This is a genomic window from Nitrospirillum bahiense (assembly GCF_007828025.1).
Taxonomy (GTDB): domain Bacteria; phylum Pseudomonadota; class Alphaproteobacteria; order Azospirillales; family Azospirillaceae; genus Nitrospirillum; species Nitrospirillum amazonense.
In genome coordinates, this window is record NZ_VITO01000014.1 from 66,714 (window position 1) to 93,071 (window position 26,358).

The following is a 26,358-nucleotide window of genomic DNA, read 5'->3' on the forward strand; positions in this document are numbered from 1 at the left end:
CGGCGACATGCTGATGGAATTGGGACGTCGCGTTCCCGTATTCGCGCAGGGGTTGCAACTGCAGGCCGCTGGAAGGACGGCCGAGGCGCGCCAGGTCTTTCTGCAGCTGACCGAGCGCCCCGAGGTGACTGCGCCCAGTTTGCACCAGCTGGGCGTCATGGCCGCCTATGAGGGAGACAATTTGAGAGCCGCCGGCCTGTTCGAACACGCCTTGAAGATCGAACCCGGCGAGCCCCTTTACTACTGCTCGCTGGGCACCGTGTTCGAGCGCATGGGCGACCTGCCGCGCGCCGCTGCCGCCATGCTGAACCTAGCGGTCATGTTGCAGACCCGTGGCCAGCATGCGGATGCGATGCCTCTCTACCGTCGCATCCTGGCGTTATCGCCCTTGAACTATTCCGCCTGGGTCAACATGGGCACGGGATTGGCGTGGATGGGGCAATCGCGTGAGGCGGTCGTGCCGCTGATCGTGGGCGTCATCCTCTTTGGCCGGGTGCTGCCCGAGGCGCGCGATCTGGGCAGGCAGTTGGTCGACGAAATCAGCGATCGTCTGCCGGAACTGACGGCGGCGCTGGCCACCCTGCCGGAAGGGATGCCCGACGGACGGCTGGAACGGCTGGAGGAAGTCCTTCAGACCCTGGACAAGGCCCTGCGCACCGCCGGCTTCATCGACGCCACCGTGATGGCGTTGGATATGGCGCTGAAGCTGGCGCCCGGCAACGCGCTGGCCCGCTGGAACCACTCCTTGGCATGCCTGGCGCGCGGCGACTTCGCCACGGGCTGGGCGGACTACGAATGGCGCTGGGTATGGGACCAGTTTCCCGAACCCCGTCGTATCCTGGCGGCACCGCAATGGCGGGGCGAGAACCTGGCGGGCAAACGCATCTACGTTTGGGGGGAACAGGGCTTCGGCGACATTCTCCAGTTCACCCCGCTGGCCCATATCCTGAGGGATCGCCATGGCCTCGCGGATCTGGTGTTGGAAGTGTCGTCTCCGCTGACCGGGGTCCTGAGTACCGCCCTGGCCAAAGACGGCATCCGTGTGGTTCCCCGCCCCGACAACCCGCATATGTTCAGCGTCCAGGAATCGTTTGATTACCACGTGCCGCTGTTAAGCCTGCCGCACATGCTGTCGCTCCGCGTCGCGGACCTGCCGCTGTTGCCCGGCTGGCTGACCCTGCCGGAGGATCAGGTGGCCCGTGGCCGGACCTTGCTGCCGCCGCCCAGTGGCCGGCGCCGCGTCGGCGTTGTCTGGGCTGGCCGTCCCCAACACTCCGAGGACGCCCGCCGCTCTTTGCCGCTGGCGCATCTGGGGGCTGTTCTCGACGCCATTCCCGATGCCGACTGGTTCTCGTTGCAGGTCGGGCCGCGGGCAGGAGAGGCCCTGGCCTTCAAGGGCCGGCTGCATGACCTGAGCCCCAAGCTTCAGGACTTCATCGACACGGCGGCCGTCATCGCCAACCTGGATCATGTGGTAGCGGTGGACACCGGGGTGGCGCACCTTGCCGGATCCATGGGCAAACCGGTCTCGCTGCTGCTCGCGCACTCCGTCGACTGGCGCTGGGGCATCGGCGACACGACATCGCCCTGGTATCCCAACCACCGCGTGCATCGCCAGCCCGCCCTGGGCGACTGGCTGAGCGCGATCGCCTCCTTGAAGGAGGAACATGCGCAATATGGGATGCCCGTCACGGCGCCAGCCTCCGACGCCCCGCAGCCCCAGGCGAGCCCTGGGCCGAAGCCGGCCAAACCAAGCCGCAAGGCGTCCGTTGCCGCCACGGCCAAGCCCTAACGGGTTTTCCTATTCTTATTCGCGTTAACGGGATGCGATGGCCAGGTGTCGTGGCGCGGCGGTGGCGTGTGCCGGTTCGCGCTTCATGGGCCCCCTGGGCACTCCCGCTTGATCCGTCGGGCTGAGCGGTCCGAAAGATGACAATGTTGCTTGACATAAGGGCGCCACCAAACGGACCGGGCGCGTTTCTCGGCCCGGCGATGGCGCCACGCCTGCCGACGGCAGTGGCGTGCGTAGCAATAAATACTGACTTACTCGTCAGTCAGTATTGCTCTGCCGCAGCGGATATGAGAAGGTTCCTCCGTTAGCGACAACGCGTCACCAAGACGCGGCCGCAACAGGGAGGCACACATGAACCGCTTAGCTTACGCGGCGTCGCTGATGGCGCTGCTTGCCGGCGCGTCGGCAGCCGTCGCGCAGACCACGCCGGCGCCGGCCGCACAGGATTCGGACCAGAAGCGCGACAATTCCACCGGGCTTGAGGAAATCGTGGTGACGGCAACCCGCCGGGCCGAGCGCCTGCAGGACGTGCCGATCAGCATCACGGCCTTCTCGCAGGATGAACTGACCCAGAAGGGTATCGTCGGGGTGGAGGGCATCGCGCGGGAGACACCCGGCGTCGTGCTGGACCACCGCAGCGACAACAATCTCAGCGTCACCACCCGCGGTATTTCCGTGAACGGTTACGAGGCCGGGCTGCAGAGCACCACCACCGTCTATCTCGACGATTTGCCGCTGACGACCATCGGCAACTCCGTGACGCTGGACCCCAGCCTGTTCGACGTGGAACGCGTTGAATTCCTGCGCGGGCCGCAGGGCACGCTGTTCGGGTCGGGCTCGCTGTCCGGCGCGCTCCGCATCCTGACCAAAAGCCCCGACCTGAACCGGGTGGACGCCTCCGTCCTGACCGACACGGGCTACACCCCGGACGCTGGCGCCGTCCGCCAGCGCTACAACGGCATGGTCAACGTGCCGTTGGTGGATGACAAGCTGGGGGTGCGCGTCGTCGGCTTTTACCGGCACGAGGATGGTTACGTCGACAACGTCGGCACGGGCGTCAAGAACTCCAACACCCTGAAGGACTGGGGCGGGCGGGGGATCATCCTATGGAAACCGACGGATCGTCTCAGCATCCGGTTGATGGGGCTCTATGAGGACAGCCATCCCCAGGACGCGTCACTGGTGACCCCCTCCCTGGGTGATCGCAAGCGCTACACCACCATGCCCGACCTTTATACGTCGAAGTCGCAGCTCTATAACGCCACCATCGACTATCAGTTTGACTGGGCGCATCTGACCAGTTCCACCAGCTACGGCTACCAGGATGGGCTGTTCGACGTCGACTTGGCCGGCACGTTCGCCTTGGCCCTGCCTTTCAACCTTTTCGACCACGGCATCTGGAAAACCGTAGTCCAGGAAACGCGGCTGGTTTCGGAAAAGGGCGGCCGGTTCGATTGGACGGTGGGCACCTACTATCTGCATCGTGATCAGTACCTGGCCGCGCGTGAGGCATCGACCCCGGCCTATCTCGCCACGCACGGCATCACCGGCCTGCCCGCCGACGGCACCTTCTATTCCAATGTCAGCAACTCCAGTTCCTATGAACTGGCGGGCTTCGGTGAGTTGACCTACCACATCACCGACACGCTCTCGGCGATCGGTGGCCTGCGCTACGGCAAATACGCCACCACGGTCGATATCGCCCCCGGGTTCAACTCGCTTTACTTCGCCTACGCCTTGGGCGGCATCCGGGCGCCGCTGGCCCTGACGCCGACGCCGGCATCCAGCACCGCCTATCCCGACGCCGAAAAAGCGTCCTGGAAAGCAAGCTTGACTTATGAGCCGTCGCATGACTTGACGCTCTACGCCACCGTGTCGACCGGCTACCGCACGCCCGTTTACAACGCCCGCGCCGGCAGTGTCAGCACGGTCAGTCCCACCGATCTGGTCATCCCAACGGGGGCGAGTTCGGACGACCTCACCAACTATGAAATCGGGTTGAAAGGGCGCTGGTGGGATGGGCGGCTGACCGCCAACCTGGCGGCCTATTACATCGACTGGCAGAATCTGCAGGTCCAGGCCAACCGCGTCTCTGACTCCGTGCAGTTCGCCACCAACATCGGCGCCGCGGAAAGCAAGGGGCTGGAGGCGGAGGTCACGCTGGAACCGGTGCATGGGCTGGTCCTGGGCCTGAACGCCGCGGTGAACGATGCCAAGGTGACAGGGCTTTCCGCGCAGGAGGCGCAGATTTCCGGTGCCGTGAACGGGGCCAGCCTGGCCTCGCCACACCTGCAGGGATCGTTCTTCGGCACTTACGGCTACACCTTGTTCGGCACGATCCCCGGGTTCAGCGGTTTCCAGGTGCAGCACGTCGGGTCGTTCCCCGTCGGCTTTCCCAATACCCCCGGCACGCTGGGCAAGCCCAGCGCGCTCTATGACCATACCGACAGCTACACGCTGCTGAACCTGCAGACGGGTGCCACGTTCGGCAAGGTCACGGCCACTCTGTACGGCGAAAATCTCACCAACAGCCGCGCCATCACCTATGTGCATCCGGAAGCCTTCGTCTACAGCCGCTACGCCATCTTGCGGCCGCTGACGTTCGGTCTGCGGCTGGCGGCCGACCTATGAGGACGACGATGCGGAAAGCGCGAAGGGGACAAGGGCACCGCTGGCTGGCGGCGGCCTGCCTGGGGTTGGCCCTCATGTCCTGCGCCAAAACGGCGCCGGTCGGGCCGGCGGACACCCCGCCCCGGGCACATGTCAGCGGTGGCGACCTGCAGGGAGCCATGGTGCCGGGAACCACGGTGGCGGCCTTCAAAGGCATTCCCTATGCCGAGCCGCCGGTGGGCGACCTGCGCTGGCGCCCGCCAGTCCCAGCCCGGGCTTGGACGGGGGTGCGCGACGCCCGCGATTTCGGCCACGCCTGCCTGCAACCGCCGCCGTCATCCACCGGCATCTATTCGGGCGGCATGGCCCCGGTCAGCGAGGATTGCCTTACCCTGAACGTCTGGACGCCCGCCGGGGCTGAACATTTGCCGGTCATGGTCTGGATCCACGGCGGCGCGCTGGTGGGGGGCAGCAGTTCCGAACCGCTGTATGACGGTGCCAACCTGGCGCGACGCGGCATCATCGTCGTTTCTATCAATTATCGCTTGGGTTTGCTGGGCTTCCTGGCGCATCCGGCGCTCAGTGCGGAATCGCCGCAGCACCTGTCGGGCAACTACGGGCTGTTGGACCAGATCGCGGCGCTGCGCTGGGTACGCGACAACATCGCGGCGTTCGGCGGCGATCCCGGCCGGGTCACCATCGCCGGGGAGTCGGCCGGCGGACTCAGCGTCATCGCGCTGCTGGCCAGCCCGCCGGCCCGCGGCCTGTTCGCCGGCGCGATTTCGCAAAGCGGGTACATGCCCTCTTACCGGGCTCTGCATGAGGAAACCCTGGGCCTTCCATCGGCGGAGGCGGCGGGTGCGGCGTTGGCCACCGCGGTGGGCGCCACCGACGCTGCCGCGCTGCGCAAGGCCGACCTTGTCGCCTTGTTCAAGGCCGGCCTGGCCCAGGGCTGGCAGCCGGAGCCGGTGATCGACGGCGTCACGCTGACGCGGCAGTTCGCGGACACCTTCGCCCGGGGAGAGCAGGCCAAGGTGCCCGTTCTGGCGGGCTTCAACGAGGGGGAGATCCGCTCGCTGCCCTTCCTGATGCCCAAGGCGCCCGACACCCCGGCGGCGTATGATGCCGACGTCCGCCGCCGCTTCGGTCCCCAGGCGCCCGCCTACCTGGCGGTCTATCCCGGGGCCGACCCACGGGCCGATGTGATGGCTTCCATCCGCGACGGGCTGTATGGGTGGGCCGCCCAGTATTTGGCGCGCCAACAGGCGGCGGCGGGACAGCCGGCCTATCTCTATTATTTCCGGCACAGCACCCCGGCGGAGCGGGCGCGCGACCTGGCGGCCTTCCATGCCAGCGAGCTGCCCTACATCTTCGGCCAGGTCGGCCCGTCCGGGGCGCTGGGGCCCAATTGGCCCCGGCCGCCGCTGACCGAAACGGAGGCCCGGCTTTCGGATGCCATGATGAACTACTGGGTCGGCTTCGTCCGGGATGGCGCGCCCACCGCCCCGGGGGAGGCGGCATGGCCCCGGTATACGGCAGCCCAGGCCGGATATCTTGACATCGATGACCGTCCGGCCGCCCGGCGCGGTCTGCAGCCGGCCGCCTTCACCTACGCCGATACGCTGGTCGCCACCCGCCGCCAGCAGGGGCGCGGCTGGCGGCTCGACATCGGCTTCTCGGCCTTTTAACCGTACCTGGACAGACCAAGGCGGCACGGGAAGGCCGCCTTGGTATCCAGGTCGGGAGTTTGGAATCGAATGAGCAACACTGATCAACCCACGCGCGCCCGTAACCACAAAGCCCGCGCCCGCGAGGCGTCGATCGAACGCATCCTGGACGCGGCGGAGCAGCTGTTCGCCGAATTCGGCTACCACGGCTTCACGCTGAAGGACGTGGCCGCCCGCGTCGGCGTCAGCTCCACGCTGATCCACTACCACTTCAACGGCAAGGACAGCATCTGCGAGGCGGTCTGGGCGCGCAAGGCGCCCATTTCCGCCCGCAACCGTCTGGAGTCCATGCGGCGCTATGCCGAGGAGGTGGGCGACGCCGTCACGGTCGAGGGGGCGTTGAGCGCCTGGATCGACGCCGACCTGAACGTGCAGATCGACGATGTGGAACATTGGGCCACCTTCGGCAAGATCGCCGCGCAGGCCAACAGCGCCGCCGGCTGGGGCGCCGAGAAGATGACCAAATACTTTAATCCCGTCGTCCTGGCGCTGATCGACCTGCTGAAGAAGGCCATGCCGGACTGTGACGAGGAGACGATCTTCTGGGGCTACCACTTCGTGTCGGGCGCCATGACGCACAACATGGCCCGCACCGGCCGTCTGGACGAATTGTCCCACGGCCTTTGTTCTTCCAACGACTTCGTCTCCATCAAGAAGCACATGGCCAGGTTCATGGCCGCCGGCTTCCTGGCCATCTGCCAACAGAACAAGACGCCCTAGCATGCCTGAGCCGCCCACCCCGATGATCAGCTCTTCGCGCCTTGGGCCTTCGCCCCCTGGGCCCTTGCCGGCCGGCGCGATGCAGCCGTATGCCCTGACCCTGGATCGCTTCATCGACCACGCGGCCAAGTGGCACGGCGCCGCCGAGGTGGTGACGGCGGGCGGGCCCGGTGCCCGCATCGGCTATGCGGCGCTGCGGGACCGCAGCCGGCGGCTGTCGGGCGCGTTCCTGGCGCTGGGCCTGGGCCTGGGGGATAATCTGGGCATCCTGGCCTGGAACAGCCAGGCGCATCTGGAATGCTGGTATGGCGCCGTCGGGGTCGGCATCGTGTGCCATACCCTCAATCCCCGCCTGGCACCCGCACACTTGGCCGGCATGATCCGGCAGGCGGCCAACCGCGTGCTGGTCGTCAGCCCGGATCTGACGGCGCTGGCCGGCACACTGGCGGCGGCCTGCCCGACGCTGGAGCATGTCGTCGTGCTGGACGAGCCGGGGGCCGAGGCGCGGGGCCCGCTTCCCGGCGTGCTGGACGATGGCCCTGTCCGCGTCTGGGGGTACGAGGACATGCTGACGGGCCTGGGCCGGGATACCAGCTGGGGCGGTTTCGATGAGAACACCCCGGCGGGGCTGTGCTTCACCTCCGGCACCACGGGCGCACCCAAGGGCGTTACCTACACGCACCGGTCCAACTACCTGCACACCGTCCACCAGTTGCAGGCGGACGCCAGCGGCCTTACCGCGCGCGACAGCGTTCTGGTCGCGGTGCCCATGTTCCATGCCAATGGCTGGGGTTTCCCGTTCTCCGGGCCGGCTGTTGGGGCCAAGCTGGTCCTTCCCGGCCGTCACCAGGACGGCCCCAGCCTGGCGGCCATGATCAACGCGGAGGGCGTCACCGTCGCGGCCGGCGTGGCGACGGTTTGGCTGGGGCTGCTGGACCATCTGGACCGGACGGGCGAGGACACGCCTTCGCTGAAAAGGATCATGCTGGGCGGCGCGTCGGTGCCGCAGGCGCTCATGGACCGGCTGGAAAGGCGCCTGGGCGTGGTCGTGCAGACCAGCTGGGGCATGACGGAGCTGTCGCCGCTTGGCACCACCACGCCACCGGACGCGCCGGTGCGGCTGGCCTCCCGTTCCGGCCGCCCGCCTATCGGTGTCGGTGTCGATTTACGGCTGACCGATGCCGATGGCGCGCCGCTGCCCGAGCAGCGGGGACGTGAGGGCCGGCTGCGGGTGCGGGGGGCCGCCGTGGTGGAACGCTATTTTGGGCAGGGCGAACCGGCCGTCGACGCCGACGGCTGGTTCGACACCGGCGACCTGGCCATCATCGACGCCGACGGCCAGGTCAGTATCACGGGCCGGGCCAAGGACCTGATCAAGTCGGGCGGGGAATGGATCAACCCTGTCGAGATCGAGGCCATCGTGGGCGCCTTGCCCGAGGTGGCGCAGGTGGCGGTGGTCGGCCGGGCCGATGCCAAATGGGGCGAGCGTCCCGTCCTGGTGATCGAGCAGCGCCAGGGCGGGTACATCAGCGACGAGGCGCTGCTGGCCGCGCTGCGGCCGCGCATACCGTCCTGGTGGTTGCCCGACGCCATCGTGCGCGTCGGCGCCATGCCGCAGGCGGTGACGGGCAAGATCGACAAGACGCGCCTGCGTGCCGACCACGGCTAAGCCGGGTGGGGTGCGACACTGGGAACCGAGGCGAAGGATTTGAGGGAGGAAGGAATGGCGACCACACGCCGGACGATATTGGCGGGGCTGGCGGCGGCAACCGCCTTGAACGCGCTTCCCGCGCGGGCGGCCCAACGCCCGGCCATGCCGAAGGGCTTCCTGTGGGGGGCCGCGATCTCGGCCCACCAGAGCGAAGGCAACGACACCAATTCCGACAGCTGGCTGCTGGAGCACCTGCCGGAGACGGTCTACAAGGAGCCATCGGGCGGCGCCTGCGACAGCTATCATCGATACGAGCAGGACTTCGCCATCGCCCGGGCGATCGGGCTGAACTGCTATCGCTTCGGCATTGAATGGGCCCGGATAGAGCCGGAGCCGGGCCAGTTTTCCCAGGTCGAGCTGGACCACTATACGCGGGTGCTGGCCGCCTGCCGGGCGCACGGGCTGTTGCCCATCGTGACGTACAACCACTTCACCGTGCCGTTGTGGTTCGCGACCCGCGGGGGATGGGAGGCACCGGACAGCCCCGACCTGTTCGCCCGCTTCTGCGAACGGGCGACGCGCGCGCTGGGCGGCCAAATCGGCATGGCCTCGCCCTTCAACGAGGCCAACATCCACCTGCTGGTGAAGGTCCTGCGGGGGGCGGCCACGCCCGAATACCGGGCCGCGCGCACCGCGATGATCGCCGCCGCGGCCCGTGCCACCCAGTCCCCACGGTTCTCTTCCATCCTGTTCGCCGACCCCGACCGCATCGACGCCCATCTGCTCGAGGCGCATGCCAAGGCCTACCAGGCCATCAAGGCGGGACCCGGCGATTTCCCCGTGGGCGTCACGCTGACCACGCAGGCGGTGGAGGCGGTGGGCGACGACAGCCTCGCCCCCACTGTCGAGGCGACGCTGTACGGTGGCTGGTGGGATGCGGTGAACGCCAGCGATTTCGTGGGCGTGCAGGCGTACACGCGCCTGCGGGTCGATGCCAAGGGCCTGACCGCCGCGCCGCCGGGGGCGGAGATGACCGCGGCGGGATACGAATATTACCCCCAGGCCCTGGGACAGGTGATCCGGCTGGCCGCGCGCAAGACCGCCAAGCCCATATTCGTCACCGAAAGCGGCATCGCCACGGATGACGACGCACGCCGCGTCGCCTGGCTGGACGCCAGCGTCGCGGAGGTCGAGGCCTGCCTGCGCGCGGGTATCGACGTGCGCAGCTACATCTACTGGTCATTGCTGGACAATTTCGAATGGACGCAAGGGTACGGCCAGCATTTCGGCCTGGTGGCCGTCGACCGCGATACCTTCGCGCGAACACCCAAGCCCAGTTCCCAGCACCTGGCGGACATCATCCGCGGAGGCTGAGACGGCCCAGCCCGTCACAGGATCCGAGAGTTGGCAGAGAACGATAAACCAGGAAAACGATAAAACGGGAGGCGTCATGGACGGGTTTTGGAAAGGCGCGGCGCTGGTCGCCGCCCTGTGGGTCGCGGCCGTGCCGGGTCGGGCGCAAACCGCCGGGCCAGCGGCGCCCGACTATAGCCAGGACGCCAACTGGCTCTGTCGTCCCGGCCGGGCCGACGCCTGCGCGCAAGACCAGACCGCGACCGTCATCACGGCGGATGGCCACATGACGCACGAGGCCTTCAGGCGGGCCAGCGATCCGCCGATCGACTGCTTCTACGTCTATCCTACCGTTTCGCTGGATCCGGGTGGCAACAGCGACCTGACGCCCGGGCGGGAGGAATTCACCGTCGTGGCCGGGCAATTCGCCCGGTATGCCGCCCGGTGCCGACCCTTTGCGCCGATGTACCGGCAGGTGACCCTGACCTCACTGCATGCGCGCATGAACGGCACGGCCAGCCAGCCGCCGGACAGGGCGATGCCGTATGCCGACATCCTGGCGGCATGGCGCCACTACATGGCGCACGATAACCAGGGGCGTGGCGTCGTGCTGATCGGGCATAGCCAGGGCTCCGTCGTGTTGACGCAGCTGATGCAGGAAGAGATCGACGGCAAGCCGGCGCAGGCACGCCTGGTGTCGGCCATCCTGCTGGGCACCAACATCGTGGTCACCGATGGGGCCGACGTCGGCGGCACCTTCCAGCACATTCCGGCCTGTCACGCCGCCGACCAGACGGGCTGTGTCATCGCCTACGTTTCCTTCCGGGATTCGGCGCCGCCGCCGCCGGGCGGCCTATTCGGCCGCGCCCTGGACCCTTTGTCCCAGAAGATTTTCACCAATTCCCACGCGCTCTGCACCAATCCGGCTAACCTGGCGGGAGGGGCAGGGCCCCTGCACAGCTATTTCGCGACGGATTTCGGCGCCTGGGCGCCGGCCGGCTTCTCCTGGACCAGGACGCCCCGCACGATCGACACCCCCTTCGTCACCACCCCCGGCCTGTTGACCGCCCGGTGCGTCAGCAATGGGGACCACACCTACCTGGCCATCCACGTCAACGCGGGCACGGACGATGCCCGGACACGGGATATCCCCGGCGATGTGATCGTGGACGGGCGCCTGTTCCCCGACTGGGGGCTGCATCGCATCGACATGCACGAGGCGATCGGCGACTTGGTCGACATCATAGGCCGCCAAGGCGCGACCTATGCCGCCGGGCGCCGCTAGGATGGACAAGAGAATAGAGGGGGAGGGGACGATGACCGGCAAAGTGCCCGCGCCCGGCGAGTCCATTGTCCCCGCGCCCGGCGCGTCCATCGTCAAGGTCGCGGTCACCGCTGCGGCCGCCGCGGCCATCGAGTGGTACGACTTCTTCATCTACGGAACGGCGGCCGCCCTGGTGTTTCCGGCGCAGTTCTTTCCCATCGACCTGCCCCCGCTCGTGGCGCAGATCGCGGCGTTCAGCACCTTCGCCGTGGGATTCATCGTACGGCCCCTGGGCGGCGTCGTGTTCGGCCATCTGGGGGACGTTTTCGGCCGCAAACGCGCGCTTTCGGGCGCTCTGCTGCTGATGGGGCTTGCGACCACCGGCATCGGCCTGTTGCCGGGCTATGCCCAGGTCGGCGTGGCCGCCCCCTTGGCGCTGGTGGCCCTGCGGTTCGCACAGGGCCTGGCGGTGGGCGGGCAGTGGGGCGGCGCTGCGCTCATGGCGATCGAGAGCGCGCCCAGCGGCCGGCGCGGGTTCTATGGCAGTTTCGTCCAGATCGGCGTGCCTGTGGGCCTGGTGCTGGCGAACGTCGTCTTCCTGCTGGTTGGCAAGAGCCTGGCGCCCCAGGCCTTTCAGGTGTGGGGGTGGCGCCTGCCGTTCCTGCTCAGCGTCGTGCTGGTCCTGATCGGCGGCTATGTCCGGCGCCACCTGGAGGAACCCGGCGAGTTCGAGACCGTTGGGGCCGCCGTGGCGGGCGCGGTCCAGGGGCCGCCCCTGGCCCGGATCCTGCGCGACCACCTTGGGGATGTGCTGCTGGCGGGGGGCGCCTTCGTCGCCAACAACACCTGCTTCTACATGGCGATCACCTATGTCGTCGCCTACGGTACCGCGACCCTGGGCATCGCGAAGGAGACATTGCTGGCCGCAGTGATGCTGGCCAGCGCGCTCATGCTGCCGGTCCTCATCATCTGCGGGGGTGTTTCCGACAAATTCGGCCGCCGGGGCATATTCATGATCGGCGCGGTGCTGGCTGGTCTCTGGGCCTTCGCCCTGTTTCCCCTGATTGAAACGGCATCGCCCGTCCTCATCACCCTGGCGATCGCGGTGGAGATGCTGTTCCTCAGCCTGATGTACGGGCCGCAGGCCGCCCTGTTCGCGGAACTGTTTCCCGTCGAGGTGCGCTATTCCGGCGCGTCGCTCGGCTATCAGATCGGTTCCGTCGTCGGTGGCGGCTTCGCCCCCATCATCGCCACGGCGCTGTTCGCGCGCTTCCAGTCAACGGTACCCATATCGGTCTATCTGGGCGCGATGTGCGCCGTCTCCTTCCTCAGCGTCCTTGCCCTCGGTCGCCGGGCAAGGGGCCGCCGGGCGAGGGCGCGCGCTACGGTTGGGTAGGCCCAGGGCCCGGCGGGGGACGGCCCCCTTCTTCGACAAGCCAGTCGACGAAACCGGTCAGCAGGTTGGCGGCGTCGGCCTGGCGGGGGACGACGGCGACATAGCCCCGGCGCGGAACTTGGATCTGCGGCAGCGGCGTCATCAGCCGTCCCCCGGCGATGTCAATCTCCAGCATGGGCAGCGGGCCGATCCCGATGCCCAGCCCGTCTTCCACCGCCTGGCGCGTCACGAAGAAGTGATCGAACACCTGGCGCGGAAGCCCGGTGAGGTGGTGCAGGTCCGCCGCCTCCAGCCAGTCGGCCCAGTCGCCGCCGCGTGTCTCGGTCGCCAGCAGGGTGTGCCCCTCGATATCGGCGGGACGCAGGATGGGCCGGCGGGCGAACAGCGCCGGGCTCATGATCAGCGTGTCGACGTCATCCAGCACCGGAACGACGCGGTGCTGCGGCCACGCGTGCTCCCGCGCGGTGCTCCGCCGGATCGCCACGTCCACACCCCCGCGCAACGCCTCAAGTACCGTTGAAACGGTGGTGACCACGACCTCGACATACGGATGGTCCGCATGATAGCGGCCGAGGCGCGGGATCAGCCATCGCATCGCGAAGCTGGTTGGCGCGCTGACACGCAGGATGCGGCGCGAGCCCGGCCGGCCGCAGGCCTCCGCGGCCACAGCCAGGCGGTCGAGGGAAAGGCCGACCTCCGCCGCGAATATGCCCGCCATGGGCGTCGCCACCATGCGGCGGCCTTCCTTGGTGAACAGCCTCTGGCCCAGCCAGCTTTCCAGGGCGGCGATGTGCCGGCTCACCGCGCCATGGGTCACGCCAAGCTCCGCCGCCGCCTCAGCGTAACTGCCCGTGCGGGCGGCGACCTCGAAGACGCGCAGCGCGTTCAGGGGGGGCAGGCGGCGCATGGAATCCCGTGACTAAAGCTGACGCGTATCGTGATCAATGACAGGCTAGTTGAAAATTTATCGCCTATCTACCATCCCGCCATGGCATCCTCGACCGGCCTCTCCGCGACGGTGGGCGACCCCAGCCCCCCAGCGACGACGAAATCGCGCAGCCTGCTGGCCGCGTGCCTCGCCCATGCGCTCCATGACGGCTATACCGACGGGCTCTATGCGTTCCTGCCGGTGTGGCAGGCGCAGTTCGGCCTTTCCTACGCGGCGCTGGCCCTCATCCGCGCGCTTTATTCGGGAACGATGGGCGGGCTGCAATTGCCGGCCAACCGTCTCCTGCGCGGGCTCTCCGCGCGGTCGGCGCTGATCCTGTCGACCCTCATCGCATCGACGGGGCTGCTGGTCGTGGCGTTGCCGTTCGGCTTTGCCGGCCTTTGTGTCGGCCTCATCGTGGCCGGCGCCGGGTCCAGCATCCAGCACCCGCGCGGCTCGATGCTCGTCGCCGACAATTACGGCAGGGCGTCGCGCCGCCCGCTCGGCATCTACAATTTTTCGGGAGATCTCGGGAAAGCCTTGTTGCCGGCGCTCGTCGCGGTCCTGCTGCCCGTCCTCGCCTGGCGGGCGGTGCTGGGCCTAATAGTGGTACTTGGCGTCGCCGTCGCGATCGCGCTGACATCGCTGGCGCGGGGGGCGACCGCCGCGGGGACGGCCGCGCCAGCGGGCCATTCCGGCCGCCGTGGTCGCGGCGGCTTCGCGGTTCTGACGGCGATAGGCGGGCTCGATACGGCCACCCGCATGGGCTATTTGCTGTTTCTGCCCTTTCTCATTCACGGACAGGGCGGGGGATCGCCCACCGTGGGGTTGGGCCTTGGCCTGCTGTTCATCGGCGGCGCGTTCGGAAAGGCGACGTGCGGCTGGCTGGGGGAACGGCTGGGGGTGGTCGGAACCGTCATCGTGACCGAGGCGGCGACCGCCGTGCTGATCATGGCGACGCTGTTCACCCCCCTGACGCAGACGCTGATCTTGCTGCCGCTGCTCGGCGTCGTGCTCAACGGCACCTCTTCGGTGCTTTACGGCACCGTGCCTGAGCTTTCGGGCGCCGACACGGGCCGCGCCTTCGCCGTCTTTTACACCAGCGTGATCGGCTCCGGCGGCGTTGCGCCTATCCTTTACGGCGCGATTGCCGACCACAGCAGTCAGACCGTCGGCGTGCTGGCCGCCGCCGCGACCGCCGCCCTGATTGTCCCGCTTGTCCTGGCGTTGCGGCCCCATCTGCGCGGCGGCGCCGCGTGAAACAGGGCCGCGTGAAATAGAAAGGTTGATCCAATGAACACCGTCTCTGGCGCGCCGCTTATGCTGATAACGGGGGGAAGTCGCGGCATCGGCGCGGCGACAGCGCGGCTCGCGGCCACGCAAGGCTATGACGTGGCGATCAGCTTCCTGTCCGACGAGGCCGCCGCCCAGGCGGTGGCGGCGGATGTGAAGGCGGCCGGGCGCCGGGCTCTGCCCGTGCGCGCCGATAGTGCCGATCCGGCGCAGGTCGCCGACCTGTTCGCCACGATCGACCAAGTGTTCGGGCGGATCGATGTCTTGGTCAACAACGCGGCCATGCTGGCACGGCAATCCCGGCTGGAGGATTTGGCGTTCGAGCGGATGCAGCGCGTCTTCCTGGTCAACGCCATCGGCCCCATCCTGTGCGCGCAACAGGCGGTGAAGCGCATGGCCTATCGCCACAACGGGCGGGGCGGCACCGTGATCAACATCTCGTCGGCGTCGGCCCGGCTTGGCAGCCCCAACGAATACGTCGACTACGCCGCGTCCAAGGGCGCCGTCGAGACGTTCACCACCGGCTTCGCGAAAGAGGTGGCGCGGGAGGGAATCCGCGTCAACTGCATCCGCCCCGGACACATCTATACCGACATGCACGCCAGCGGTGGCGAGCCAGGCCGCGTTGATCGTGTCAAGGACACCATCCCCATGGGAAGGGGCGGCCAACCGGAGGAGGTCGCCCGCGCGATCCTGTGGTTGGCCAGCGCCGAGGCGTCCTTCATCACCGGCACCTTCCTTGATGTGACGGGCGGGAAATAAGCGGCGGGGCTTGCGTGATCCCCGCGCCGGCTGCCGTCACGGCAGAGGCCGTAAAAGCGCCGTCAGGCGGTCGGGCGTGCCGGTGACGCGTTCCAGGCGGGGATAGCGCAAGGTTCCCTGATAGTCGATGGTGGCGGTATGTTCCGCCCCGTCGCTGTCGAAGCGCAACTCCACCGGATGGGTGGCCGCTTGCCGTACCGCCTCGATCAGCCTGTCGCTGCTGAAGGGTTGGCCGTTGACCGCGGTGAGGCGGCTGCCGACGGTCAGGCCGGCGCGGAAGGCCGGGCCGTTCCAGGCGACAGCGCGGGCCTGGCCCTTGGCGTCCACCACCAAGCCGATGGAGTAGCTGAGGTCGATACCACCGCCGTCCGTCTCCGTCTGCCGGAAATAGTCGGTGGGCGTGTCGGTGAAGACCAGGCGATAGCCGCCACGCGTCAGGCCGTCCAGCAGCCCGGCGTCGTTATGCGCATCCAGCCGCCGGCGCAGGAAGGCGGCCCAGTCCAAGGGCAACACGCTGTTGAGAGCGGCGCAGACGTCGTCGAAGCCATAGGTGCGGATCACCCGGTCCCCGGCCGGGCCGCCGAACAGGGCGCGCGCCACGTCGTCCAGGCCGCGCTTGCCGCCCGTGCGTTCGCGGATCAGGCTGTCCGCGTCCAGCCACAGCAGCACGCCCTCGCCATAATAATCCTCCCGCCGTTGCCAATCGCGCCACACCATGGGCCGGCCGATGGCGATGGACGGGTCGTTGGCGCTGTCCTGCAGCGACTTCCACGCCCGGCCGACACGGGATTGGGCGACGGCGGCATCGATCGCCAGGGCATCCAGCGTCTGCGCCGCCGTCCTCAGGCCGGCGCGTGCCGCCAGCACACGGCCCCAAAACTCCGTCTGCCCCTCATAAACCCAAAGCAGGCTGCCATCGACCGGCTGGTTGTAGGTCGGGGCCCACAGGCCGGCCGGCTGTCGGTAACGGCCGTTCCAGGAATGGACGAACTCGTGTGCGAATAAGTCCTGGTAGATGGCATAGCCGTCGGCGGCCTGGAAGAAGTCCGGCGGCACCGCATTCTCGCTGGACTCCATGTGCTCGAACCCGCCGGGGCCCGGCAGTTGGTCGTTAAGCGCCACGATCAGGGCGTAGCGGCGATAGTGCGCCGACCCCAGTAGACGATGGGTCTGTGATACCATGCGGGCCAGGCCCGCGATCTGCGTCGGCGTGGTCTCCAGATCCTCGGCTTTTTCCGCCAGCAGCGCCAGGGTCACCGGCGCCGCCTTGTCTTGTGACAGCGGAACCTCGCGGACATGGCGGCCGGCATAAACCGGGGAATCGACCAGATCCTCCAGCGTCTCGGTCGCGAAGGTCAGCATTCCCCCGGCGCCGGAAGTGGGCGCCAGGGTGGTGGCCGGGGTCATGCCGGCGGGCAGGCGCAGGCTGGCCGCCACCGGAATGTCGCGGGTGAACCAGCCGGCCGGGTACAGCAACAGGGTCTGCCAGGCGACGGTGACCATGCCGGGCGTCATGCGCATGGGCCCCAGGCGCGGGCCGGTGGGGGACAGGAACTGGAAGTCGGCCTCGACGGCGGTGACGCCCGCCGGCACCTCTACCTCGAAGGCATAGGGGTTCAGCGGGTCGCGACGCCAGGCCAGGGGCTGGCCGCCCGCATGCAGCGTCAGGCCCGCCAGCGCCGCGATGGAGGCGGTGGCGGCGTGGCTGCCCGTTTCATATTCCGGGTACAGCAGGACCATGCGGCCGGCCTGCTGCACCGGGATGGTTTCATGGACGGTGAAGACCCTGTGCACGGTATCCGTCGCGTCCACCTCCAGCCGGATGGCGCCGTTGAAGGGCCTGTCCTGGGGTGACGGGACGAATGGCGCCGGCGTCACCGGCTGGGGGCCGGCACCGGGTTGCGCCGAGGCGGAACCCGCCATCAGGAGAAGGGCGACGGCGGCAGAACCTAAGGTCTTCAACGCGGGATCCTTCTTTGCCTGTCAGGCGGGCTTTATAGACACCACACCTACCTCTAGCGCAACCGGGTGGCGCGCGCCGGGGAATAGCGGCGTCAGGGTTTGGACCCAGCCCGCGCGGTGATCTCTGCCAGCCCCCTCACGCACATTCCCAAGCCCGGCCTGCTGCCATGACCATAATACTCACACACGTGAGAGTGAATGTTGACATGAAGGTGCGCCTGCCTCATGGTGGCGCCCATACGCCGACGTTCGATCGGCGACGCACGGGAGGTTTAACACGTCATGAGAGCCAAGCTGCTCGTGTCCGCGTGCGCGGCCACGTTACTCACGTCCACGGTTTCGGCCCTGGCGCAGGATGCCGCGTCAACGGCGCCCAAGGCGTCCGCCTCCGACACCTTGCAGGAAATTGTCGTCACCGCCACCCGCCGGCCCGAGCGTCTGCAGGACGTGCCGCTGAGCGTCACCGCGTTCTCGCAGGAGGAACTGACCAAGCAGGGCATCGTCGGTTATGAGGGGCTGGCGCGCGAGACGCCGGGCGTGGTGCTGAACAAGCCCACCGCCAACTTCAACAATTTCACGGCCCGCGGCATCGCCACCAACGGCTATGGCGCCAATCTGCAAAGCAGCGTCGCCGTCTACATCGACGAACTGCCCATCTCCACCACCGGCAACACCACCGTCCTGGATCCCAATCTGTTCGACGTGGAGCGCGTGGAGTTCTTGCGCGGCCCACAGGGGACGCTGTTCGGGTCGGGCTCGCTGTCGGGCGCCCTGCGCATCCTGCTCAAGAGCCCGGACGTGACCCAATACGACAGCAGCGCCCTGGCCGATGTCGCCCTGACCGGATCGGACTCCTGGCGCCAGCGCTATGACGCCATGGTCAACGTGCCGCTGGTGGAGGACAAGCTGGCGCTGCGCATGGTGGGCTTCTACCGCCATGAGGAGGGTTGGGTCGACAACCTGGGCACCGGCGTGCACAACGCCAACACGCTGATCGACACCGGCGGCCGCATGAGCCTGTTGCTCAAGGGGTCGAACCGCTTGCAGATCAAGCTGCTGGCCTCGTATGAGGACAGCAACCCGCATGACAGCGCCCTGGTCGATCCCCGGCTGGGCAAGTACAAGCGCAACTCCAACGAGCCGGACCTGTTCACCGGCAAGCTGGGCACCGTCAACGGCACCATCGACTATCAGTTCGACGGCGCGCACTTCACCAGTTCGACGACCTGGTCGGAATTCGACCAGCAGTTCTTCGTGGACCTGGCCGGCACCTTCGCCGGCGCCATTCCCTTCGGCCTGGATGCGTCCGCCTTCCAGAACACCTTCGTGGAGGAGGCGCGGCTGTCGTCCGATCCCGGCGGCAAATGGGATTGGACCATCGGCACCTTCTATTTGGATCGCCGGCTGGACATCAACTACCTATACCGCTCGGACATCGCCTACCTGAGGGCGCACAACATCACCGGCGTGCCGGACCAGTATTACCAGCGCCTTTACACCTACACGAACTCGCATGAACTGGCGGGTTTTGGTGAGCTGACCTACCACGTCACGGACGACTTCTGGCTGACCGGCGGCCTGCGCTATGGCGGCCTGGATGCCCAGGCGTTCACCACGGGCGGCTACAACTCCAATTACCTGACGAACGCCTTGCTGGGCAGGTCGGGACCCTTGACCATCACCTCGACGCCGCCGGCCACCGGCACGAAGGCGGAGGGCAGCCAGCCGTCCTACAAGGTCAGCGCGTCGTTCAAGCCCATCCCGGAATTGACGACCTACGCGACCATCGCCACCGGCTTCCGCGCGCCCGTGGTCAACGCCTATGCCGGGCGGCCCAGCACGGTCAACGCCAACGACCTGATCATTCCCAACGGTGCGGATTCCGACGACCTGACCAACTATGAGATCGGCGCCAAGGGGCGGTGGTTCGACGGCCGGCTGTCGGCGAACCTGGCGCTCTACCTGATCGACTGGAGCAACATCCAGGTCCAGGCCAACCGCGTGTCGGACTCGGTGCAGTTCGCCACCAACATCGGCGCGGCGCAAAGCAAGGGCATCGAGTTCGAGATCGCCGCCGTGCCCGTGACCGGCCTCACCATCGGTCTGAACGGTTCGTTCAATGACGCGCGGGTGACGAAGCTCAGTCCCGCCGAGGCGGCGATTTCCGGCGCCGTGCTGGGCGCCAGCCTGTCGTCACCGCACTTCCAGGGGTCCGCCTACGCCCAATACGCCTTCGACGTGACGCCGGACATGATGGGCAACGTCGCCATCAACTTCCAGCACGTGGGGTCCTTTCCCAGCGAGTTCCCGCGGGTGCCGGGACAGCCGCAGACCATCAACCCCACCTTCGGCTACACCGACAGCTACAACAATGTGAACATGAGCTTCAGCGTGGCGCGCGACAAATGGACGGCCACGGCTTATGTCGAGAACCTCTTCGACGACGCCTCCATCACCTACATCCATCCCGAGGCGTTCCTGGCCAGCCGCTACGGCACCATGCGGCCGCGCACCGTCGGCATCCGGCTGACCTACGGGATTTGAGGTGATGGCGGTGCCCGAGACGCTTGCGCCGCCGGCGGCCGACGCCGGCACCACCTCCCCGGTCGCGCCGTCCGCGCGGCCGGGGGCACGCGCCTGGTTCGTGCTGGGCATGCTCTGCTTCGTCTATGTCCTGAATTTCCTGGATCGGCAGCTGCTGTCCATCCTGGCCAAGCCCATCCAGGATGACCTGAAGGTCACCGACGGCCAGTTGGGCCTGATCAGCGGGCTCTACTTCGCGCTCTTCTACTGCTTCATCTCCATCCCCGTGGCCTGGCTGGCCGACCGCACCAACCGGGTGCGGGTGCTTTCCATCGCCTGCGCCCTGTGGAGTGCGGCCACGGTGGCCTGCGGCATGGCTTCGACCTATCCGCAGCTGGTGCTGGCGCGCATGACCGTAGGGGTGGGGGAGGCGGGCGGCGTGCCCCCCTCCTACGCCATCATCTCCGACTATTTCGGCCCGGGCCGGCGCGGCACGGCGCTGGGCTTGTACAACTTCGGCCCGCCGCTGGGCCAGGCCCTGGGTGTGGCCTTCGGAGCCGCCATCGCCGCCGCCTATAACTGGCGCAGCGCCTTCCAACTGCTGGGCGCCGTCGGCGTCGTCACGGCGCTGGCCGTGTACCTGCTGGTGCGCGAACCACGCCGAGGGGGGCTGGACGCCGGCCCGGTGGCGACGGTGCCGGCCGGCCGGGTCACGCCGTCGGCGAAGGCTGGGTTCTGGGAAACGGTGCGGATGTTCTTCACCCGCCCGGCGCTGCTGCTGGTGGCGCTGGCGACCGGCGCCACCCAGTTCGTCACCTATGCCCTGCTGAACTTCACCACCTTGTTCCTGATGCGAGAGAAGGGCATGGCCCTGGGCGAGGTAGCGATCTGCTACGCCCTGTTGATCGGCATCGGCGTCAGTGCCGGCATGTATGTCTCCGGCCGGCTGATCGACCGGTTCGCCGCCAGGGCCAGGCACAGCTACGCGCTGGTGCCGGCGGTTGCCCTGTGCGCGGCGGTACCCTTCTTCGTCGGCTTCGTCTGGGCGCCGTCCTGGCCCCTGGCGCTGCTGTTCCTGGCCGGCCCGACCTTCTTCAATTACTTCTACCTGTCGCCGGCCGTCGCCCTGGTGCAGGAGGAGGTGCGGCCCGACCAGCGCGTGCTGTCCGGTGCCTTGTTGCTGTTGGTCATGAACCTGATCGGCCTGGGCTTCGGCCCCACCTATCTGGGCGCGGTCAGCGACCTGTTCCGCGCCACACACCCCCACCATTCGCTGCAACTCGCCTTCTACACGCTCGTCCCCTTCTATGGCCTGGCCGTCCTGCTGTTCCTGGCCCTGGCGCGGGTGTTGCGGAAGGAAGGGCCCCGGACTGGAGCCCGGACTGGAGATCGATGATGCGTCCGCTTCTGCGCATGGGCGTCTGCGCCGCCGTGCTGCTTCTTGCCCACGCCATTCCCGTCGGCGCCGCCCCGGGCGGGCCCGTCGTCAACGCCCCGGTAGGCTCGGTCGAAGGCCAGGTCGTGGGCGATCTGGCCGTATTCAAGGGCATACCCTATGCCCAGCCCCCGGTCGGGCCGCTGCGGTGGAAGCCGCCGGTGCCGGTCCAGTCCTGGACGGGCGTGCGACCGGCCCATGATTTCGGTGCTGCCTGCGTGCAGCCGCCGCCCCGCCCTGGCAGCCTCTATGCCGACCCACCGGAGAAAATGGGCGAGGACTGCCTGTCACTAAACGTCTGGGCGCCGAAGGCGGCGAAAAAGGCGCCGGTGCTGGTGTGGATCCATGGGGGCGCCCTGGTCGGCGGCGCCAGCAGCGAGGGGCTGTACGACGGCGCCCGCCTGGCGGAGCACGGCGTGATCGTCGTTTCCATCAACTATCGCCTGGGCGTCCTGGGCTATCTGGCCCATCCGGATCTCAGCGCTGAATCTCCCGATGGCGTTTCCGGCAACTACGGCCTGCTGGACCAGATCGAGGCCCTGCGCTGGGTTCAGCGCAACATCGGCGCCTTTGGTGGCGACCCCGCCAACGTGACCATCGCCGGTGAATCCGCCGGGGCACTCAGCGTCATGTACCTGATGGCGTCGCCGCCGGCCCGCGGCCTGTTCGCCAAGGCCATCGCGCAGAGCGCCTATATGATCTCCACCCCGACGCTGAAGGAGGCCCGCTACGGCGAACAGTCGGCGGAGGAGAACGGCAGGCGGCTGGCGGCGGCGGTCGGTGCCGCCGACGTCGCGGCCTTACGGGGCATGGACGCGGAAGCCTTGACCGTCGCGGCCGTCAAGGCCGGCTACGGCCCCTGGGGCAACATCGACGGCCACGTCCTGACCGGCCAACTGGTCGACGTGTTCGACCAGGGGCGGCAGGCGCCTGTACCTCTGCTGGTTGGCTTCAACAGCGGAGAGATCCGGTCTCTGCGGTTCATGGCGCCACCACCGCCGACCGACGCCGCGACCTATGAAACCACCATCCGCCACCAGTACGGTGACCTGGCCGACGCCTATCTGGCGCTATATCCCGCCCGCGACATGGGCGAGAGCATCCTGGCCAACACTCGCGACGCGCTCTACGCCTGGACGTCGGAGCGCCTGGCGATCAAGCAGACGGCGCTGGGCCAGCCGGCGTTCCTCTACCTGTTCGACCACGGTTATCCCGAGGCGGATGCCAAGGGCCTGCACGGCTTCCATGCCTCGGAAATTCCTTACGTCTTCGGCACCGCCCACGGCACGCCGCCGTACTGGCCCAAGGTGGCGGACACCCCGGCCGAAGCCCGCTTTTCGGATGCAATGATGGATTACTGGACCTCCTTCGCCCGCACCGGCACGCCCAGCGCGGCCGGCCAGCCGGCGTGGCAACCTTATGACGGCGCTGCAGCCTACATGCATTTCGCCGCCACGCCGCAGCCGGAAACCCACCTGATGCCCGGCATGTACGCGCTGCACGAGGCGACGGTCTGCCGCCGCCATGCCGCCGGCACCCTGCCGTGGAACTGGAACACCGGCATCATGTCCCCGGTCCTTCCGGCCAAGACCGCGGGTTGCCCGTGATGTGGGGAGCGATGCAGGACTATGCCCTGACGCTGGACCAGTTCCTGCGCCACGCCGCCAAATGGCATCCCCGCGCCCAGGTCGTCACCGCCCGGGAGGACGGCGGCGCCGACCGGATCGGTTACGCCGATCTGAAGGCGCGCAGCCTGGCCGTGTCATCCGTGCTCGCGAGTTTCGGCATCACGGTCGGTGACTGTGTGGCCACGCTGGCCTGGAACACCCAGCGCCATGTCGAGGCGTGGTACGCCATCATGGGCATGGGCGCCGTCTGCCATACCCTGAACCCCCGCCTGACGGCGGAACAGCTCGCTACCATGCTGACGCAATCAGGGGCGCGGCTGCTGGTCGCCAGCGCCGACCTGTTGCCCCTGGCGCGCCAGATCCAGCAGGGCGTGCCGGGCCTGGAACGCCTCCTGGTCATCGATGGGGACGCCGAGGGGGCGGTCTGGCCGTCCGACGGGCCGCCGGTCTCCGTGCTGGAACCCCTCATCGCCGAAGCGCGGCATGACGTCGCCTGGGGCGATTTCGCGGAGACGGCGCCATCGGGCCTTTGCTTCACCTCCGGCACCACCGGTGCGCCGAAGGGGGTGATGTACACCCACCGCTCCAGCTTCCTGCACACCTTGCGGGTGTTGCAGACCGACGTCATGGCCATTTCGGGCAGCGACAGCGTGCTGGCGGTGGTGCCGATGTTCCACGCCAACGCCTGGGGCCTGCCTTTCGCGGCACCGGCCGTGGGGGCGAAGCTGGTGCTGCCCGGCCGCCATGCCGACGGCGCCAGCCTGGCCCGGCTGATCCTGGCGGAAGGCGTGACCGTCGGCGTGGGCGTGCCCACCGTCTGGCTGGGCCTGGTGGAACATCTGGAGGCCGTGGGCGGCGAGTTGCCCACCTTGAAGCGCATCCTCATGGGCGGTTCCCCCCTCGCGCCTGCCCTCATGGAACGGATCGAGCGGCGCCTGGGCGTGGCCGTGCAGACCAGCTGGGGCATGACGGAGATGTCGCCCACCGGCACCGTGACGCCGGCGCACGACCCCGGGCGGTCGGCCACCCTGGCGGGCCGGCCCGCCGTGGGCGTGGACCTGCTGTTGACCGATGCGGAGGGCCGGCCGTTGCCGGAGCAGCGCGAGGTTGAAGGGCATCTGCGCGTCCGCGGCTCCGCCGTCATCGCCCGCTATTTCGGTCACGACGCGCCCGCCACCGATGCCGACGGCTGGTTCCCCACCGGCGACCTGGCGCGCATCGACGCCAATGGCAATCTCATGATCACCGGCCGGGCCAAGGATTTGATCAAGTCCGGCGGCGAATGGATCAACCCGGCGGAGATCGAGGCCATCGTTGGCGCGCTGCCCCAGGTCTCGCTGGCCGCCGTCATCGGCCGGCCGGACCCGAAATGGGGTGAACGTCCCATCCTGCTGGTGGAGACCTGTGGCGACATCAGCGACGAGGCGCTGCTGGCGTCCCTGCGGGGCCGGGTCGCGGCCTGGTGGATACCCGACGCGGTCATCCGCGTGGACAGCATGCCTCAGGCCTCGACCGGCAAGATCGACAAAATCCGGCTGCGTGCCCAATATGGAGGATGATTGAAGGAACGGGTGGCGAGCGAGCCACCCGGGCACACGTCAGGACGGAAGATTGCGTGGTGAGTGAACAGGTGAAACCGCGTCGGCGCTCGACCAAGGCCGAGCAGCGCGCCGAGATGATGGAGCAGATCCTCGATGAGGCCGAGTATCTTTTCTCCAAGCATGGGCTCTACGGCGTCACGCTGAAGGATGTGGCCAAGCGCGTCGGCGTCCATCACACGCTGTTGAACTATTACTTCGAAGACAAGAAGAAGTTGTTCGACGCGGTCTTCGCCCGTCGCGCGGAGGTCACCAGCACCCGACGCATGAAGGCGCTGGACGAATACGACGCGGCCACCGGCGGCAAGCCCACGGTGGAGGGCGCGCTGCACGCTTTCCTTGACACCGACCTGGATCTGTACATCAAAGGGGGGGACGGCTGGAAGAACTACGCCGCCCTGGGCGCACAGGTGGCCAACACCCCGGAATGGGGGGCGGAGCTGATGGACCAGCACTTCGACCCTGTCGTGCTGCGCCTGATCGGTCTGTTAAAGAAGGCGCTGCCGGACAGTCCGGAGGAAGACATCTTCTGGGGCTATCACTTCGTCACCGGCGCCCTGTTGCTGACGCTGGCGCGCACGGGGCGCATCGACAAGCTGTCGGGGGGCTTGTGCAAGTCCGACGATTTCGCGGCGGTCAAGGCGCGCATGGCCTCGTTCATGGCCGCCGGCTTCCTGGAGGTCTGCAGGCAGCGGCGACAGGAGTCCTGAGGGCCTGGGCCGCGTTGAAGCAGACTGCCATCATTTTATTCACTCACCAGAGAGTTAGATGAAAATGCAAATATGGGAGAACGAAATGGCGAAGGGGGAACGCATGTCGCTGGAGGGTCGGGTTGCCATCATCACCGGGGCCGGTGGGGGCCTGGGGCGCGCCCATGCCCTATACCTGGCGGGGCAGGGCGCGCGGGTGGTCGTGAATGACCTGGCACAGGCTGCCGCCGACGCGGTGGCGGCGGAGATTGCCGCGCAGGGGGGCCAAGCCATCGCCATCGCCGCGTCGGTGACGGACGAGGCGGGGGTGGCGGCCATGGTGGCGCGGGTCATGGATACCTGGGGCCGCGTCGACGTCCTGGTGAACAATGCCGGCATCCTGCGCGACAAGAGCTTCGCCAAGATGAACCTGGATGATTTCCGCCTGGTGGTGGACGTGCACCTGACCGGGGCGTTCATCTGCGCCAAGGCGGTGTGGGACATCATGCGGGAGCAGCGCTATGGCCGCATCGTCATGACCACGTCGTCATCCGGCCTCTATGGCAATTTCGGCCAGGCCAATTACGGTGCGGCCAAGATGGCGCTGGTGGGGCTGATGCAGACCCTGGCCATCGAGGGTGAGAAATACGGCATCCGGGTCAATTGCCTGGCCCCGACGGCGGCGACGCAGATGACCCACGGCGTGCTGTCGGAGAACAGCCTGGATCTGCTGGCGCCCAGCCTGGTCAGCCCCGGCCTTCTGGCGCTGGCGGGTGAGGACGCGCCCACCCGCGCCATCCTCTGCGCGGGTGCCGGCCATTTCGCCACGGCCAGCGTCACCCTGACAGCTGGCCGTTATATCGGGGCGGGCGCCGGCGCGGGCGAGAAGGTGGTCGCCAATTGGGACGGCATCTCCGACCGCAGCGACGAGATCGTGCCGGCCTATGGTTTCACCCAAGCGGAACGGGAACTGGCCAACGCCGGCATGGGGGGCGACAGGGTGATGGCGGTGCCGCGCTAGGTGCCT

General features: G+C 67.9%; 18 protein-coding genes. 16 read left to right on the forward strand and 2 right to left on the reverse strand.

Features of this window, described 5'->3' with window-relative positions; all coding sequences use genetic code 11:
• The first annotated feature begins 7 nt into the window (after positions 1-7).
• The 8 genes from FBZ88_RS19705 to FBZ88_RS19740 all read left to right on the forward strand — a co-directional run bounded on the left by FBZ88_RS19705 (position 8) and on the right by FBZ88_RS19740 (position 12,513).
• Positions 8-1,792 carry a tetratricopeptide repeat protein gene (locus FBZ88_RS19705; protein WP_246138754.1) on the forward strand — a complete coding sequence of 595 codons (1,785 nt, stop codon included), beginning with the start codon at positions 8-10 and terminating at the stop codon, positions 1,790-1,792.
• A 351-nt stretch (positions 1,793-2,143) separates the two neighbouring features.
• The gene (locus FBZ88_RS19710) at positions 2,144-4,423 is read left to right on the forward strand and encodes a TonB-dependent receptor (protein ID WP_145618876.1); all 2,280 of its coding nucleotides are present in this window, start codon (positions 2,144-2,146) and stop codon (positions 4,421-4,423) included.
• 74 nt (positions 4,424-4,497) lie between these two features.
• Positions 4,498-6,090 carry a carboxylesterase/lipase family protein gene (locus FBZ88_RS19715; RefSeq protein ID WP_246138755.1) on the forward strand — a complete coding sequence of 531 codons (1,593 nt, stop codon included), beginning with the start codon at positions 4,498-4,500 and terminating at the stop codon, positions 6,088-6,090.
• A gap of 69 nt (positions 6,091-6,159) precedes the next feature.
• Entirely contained in the window at positions 6,160-6,849 is a 690-nt protein-coding gene (locus tag FBZ88_RS19720; RefSeq protein ID WP_145618878.1) for a TetR/AcrR family transcriptional regulator, read from the forward strand.
• A 79-nt stretch (positions 6,850-6,928) separates the two neighbouring features.
• Positions 6,929-8,518: an AMP-binding protein gene (locus FBZ88_RS19725; RefSeq protein ID WP_246138756.1), complete on the forward strand. Its 1,590-nt coding sequence runs from the start codon at positions 6,929-6,931 to the stop codon at positions 8,516-8,518.
• 54 nt (positions 8,519-8,572) lie between these two features.
• Complete coding sequence (locus FBZ88_RS19730) at positions 8,573-9,874, forward strand: glycoside hydrolase family 1 protein (RefSeq protein ID WP_145618880.1); 1,302 nt, start codon at positions 8,573-8,575, stop codon at positions 9,872-9,874.
• Positions 9,875-9,950: 76 nt separating this feature from the next.
• Positions 9,951-11,138 carry a DUF3089 domain-containing protein gene (locus tag FBZ88_RS19735; protein WP_145618881.1) on the forward strand — a complete coding sequence of 396 codons (1,188 nt, stop codon included), beginning with the start codon at positions 9,951-9,953 and terminating at the stop codon, positions 11,136-11,138.
• A 31-nt stretch (positions 11,139-11,169) separates the two neighbouring features.
• The gene (locus FBZ88_RS19740; RefSeq protein ID WP_246138757.1) at positions 11,170-12,513 is read left to right on the forward strand and encodes an MFS transporter; all 1,344 of its coding nucleotides are present in this window, start codon (positions 11,170-11,172) and stop codon (positions 12,511-12,513) included.
• Here FBZ88_RS19740 and FBZ88_RS19745 read toward each other — a convergent pair.
• Entirely contained in the window at positions 12,500-13,420 is a 921-nt protein-coding gene (locus FBZ88_RS19745) for a LysR substrate-binding domain-containing protein (RefSeq protein WP_145618882.1), read from the reverse strand. The two genes, FBZ88_RS19740 and FBZ88_RS19745, sit on opposite strands and share 14 nt — an antisense overlap.
• 30 nt (positions 13,421-13,450) lie before the next feature.
• On the opposite strand from FBZ88_RS19745, the gene FBZ88_RS19750 reads away from it, so the two are divergent.
• Both FBZ88_RS19750 and FBZ88_RS19755 read left to right on the forward strand, forming a co-directional pair.
• The gene (locus FBZ88_RS19750) at positions 13,451-14,701 is read left to right on the forward strand and encodes an MFS transporter (RefSeq protein WP_246138758.1); all 1,251 of its coding nucleotides are present in this window, start codon (positions 13,451-13,453) and stop codon (positions 14,699-14,701) included.
• Positions 14,702-14,734: 33 nt separating this feature from the next.
• Positions 14,735-15,496: an SDR family oxidoreductase gene (locus FBZ88_RS19755; RefSeq protein WP_145618883.1), complete on the forward strand. Its 762-nt coding sequence runs from the start codon at positions 14,735-14,737 to the stop codon at positions 15,494-15,496.
• Positions 15,497-15,532: 36 nt separating this feature from the next.
• On the opposite strand, the gene FBZ88_RS19760 is transcribed toward FBZ88_RS19755, so the two are convergent.
• A complete protein-coding gene (locus FBZ88_RS19760) occupies positions 15,533-17,458 on the reverse strand; it encodes a M61 family metallopeptidase (protein ID WP_145618884.1) in 1,926 nt (641 codons plus the stop codon).
• A gap of 282 nt (positions 17,459-17,740) precedes the next feature.
• On the opposite strand from FBZ88_RS19760, the gene FBZ88_RS19765 reads away from it, so the two are divergent.
• The 6 genes from FBZ88_RS19765 (at position 17,741) to FBZ88_RS19790 (ending at position 26,352) form a co-directional block, all read left to right on the forward strand.
• Entirely contained in the window at positions 17,741-20,002 is a 2,262-nt protein-coding gene (locus tag FBZ88_RS19765) for a TonB-dependent receptor (protein ID WP_145618885.1), read from the forward strand.
• Between the two features lie 4 nt (positions 20,003-20,006).
• Positions 20,007-21,377, forward strand: coding sequence for a spinster family MFS transporter (locus FBZ88_RS19770; RefSeq protein ID WP_186464496.1), 1,371 nt, complete (start codon positions 20,007-20,009; stop codon positions 21,375-21,377).
• Positions 21,374-23,023, forward strand: coding sequence for a carboxylesterase/lipase family protein (locus FBZ88_RS19775; protein ID WP_246138759.1), 1,650 nt, complete (start codon positions 21,374-21,376; stop codon positions 23,021-23,023). Before FBZ88_RS19770 ends, FBZ88_RS19775 begins: the two co-directional genes overlap by 4 nt.
• An 11-nt stretch (positions 23,024-23,034) precedes the next feature.
• Positions 23,035-24,603 (forward strand): AMP-binding protein, encoded by a 1,569-nt coding sequence (locus FBZ88_RS19780; protein WP_145618886.1) that lies wholly within the window; start codon positions 23,035-23,037, stop codon positions 24,601-24,603.
• Positions 24,604-24,674: 71 nt separating this feature from the next.
• Positions 24,675-25,352 carry a TetR/AcrR family transcriptional regulator gene (locus tag FBZ88_RS19785; protein WP_198924870.1) on the forward strand — a complete coding sequence of 226 codons (678 nt, stop codon included), beginning with the start codon at positions 24,675-24,677 and terminating at the stop codon, positions 25,350-25,352.
• 85 nt (positions 25,353-25,437) lie between these two features.
• Complete coding sequence (locus FBZ88_RS19790) at positions 25,438-26,352, forward strand: SDR family NAD(P)-dependent oxidoreductase (protein ID WP_246138760.1); 915 nt, start codon at positions 25,438-25,440, stop codon at positions 26,350-26,352.
• The last annotated feature ends 6 nt before the right edge of the window (positions 26,353-26,358 follow it).

What these genes read in the sequence shown, in the direction of transcription:
- FBZ88_RS19705 (WP_246138754.1), top strand. Translation starts at nt 8, where the DNA reads ATGCTGATGGAATTGGGACGTCGCGTTCCCGTATTCGCGCAGGGGTTG.
- FBZ88_RS19710 (WP_145618876.1), top strand. Translation starts at nt 2,144, where the DNA reads ATGAACCGCTTAGCTTACGCGGCGTCGCTGATGGCGCTGCTTGCCGGC.
- FBZ88_RS19715 (WP_246138755.1), top strand. Translation starts at nt 4,498, where the DNA reads ATGTCCTGCGCCAAAACGGCGCCGGTCGGGCCGGCGGACACCCCGCCC.
- FBZ88_RS19720 (WP_145618878.1), top strand. Translation starts at nt 6,160, where the DNA reads ATGAGCAACACTGATCAACCCACGCGCGCCCGTAACCACAAAGCCCGC.
- FBZ88_RS19725 (WP_246138756.1), top strand. Translation starts at nt 6,929, where the DNA reads ATGCAGCCGTATGCCCTGACCCTGGATCGCTTCATCGACCACGCGGCC.
- FBZ88_RS19730 (WP_145618880.1), top strand. Translation starts at nt 8,573, where the DNA reads ATGGCGACCACACGCCGGACGATATTGGCGGGGCTGGCGGCGGCAACC.
- FBZ88_RS19735 (WP_145618881.1), top strand. Translation starts at nt 9,951, where the DNA reads ATGGACGGGTTTTGGAAAGGCGCGGCGCTGGTCGCCGCCCTGTGGGTC.
- FBZ88_RS19740 (WP_246138757.1), top strand. Translation starts at nt 11,170, where the DNA reads ATGACCGGCAAAGTGCCCGCGCCCGGCGAGTCCATTGTCCCCGCGCCC.
- FBZ88_RS19745 (WP_145618882.1), bottom strand. Translation starts at nt 13,420, where the DNA reads ATGCGCCGCCTGCCCCCCCTGAACGCGCTGCGCGTCTTCGAGGTCGCC.
- FBZ88_RS19755 (WP_145618883.1), top strand. Translation starts at nt 14,735, where the DNA reads ATGAACACCGTCTCTGGCGCGCCGCTTATGCTGATAACGGGGGGAAGT.
- FBZ88_RS19765 (WP_145618885.1), top strand. Translation starts at nt 17,741, where the DNA reads ATGAGAGCCAAGCTGCTCGTGTCCGCGTGCGCGGCCACGTTACTCACG.
- FBZ88_RS19770 (WP_186464496.1), top strand. Translation starts at nt 20,007, where the DNA reads ATGGCGGTGCCCGAGACGCTTGCGCCGCCGGCGGCCGACGCCGGCACC.
- FBZ88_RS19775 (WP_246138759.1), top strand. Translation starts at nt 21,374, where the DNA reads ATGATGCGTCCGCTTCTGCGCATGGGCGTCTGCGCCGCCGTGCTGCTT.
- FBZ88_RS19780 (WP_145618886.1), top strand. Translation starts at nt 23,035, where the DNA reads ATGCAGGACTATGCCCTGACGCTGGACCAGTTCCTGCGCCACGCCGCC.
- FBZ88_RS19790 (WP_246138760.1), top strand. Translation starts at nt 25,438, where the DNA reads ATGGCGAAGGGGGAACGCATGTCGCTGGAGGGTCGGGTTGCCATCATC.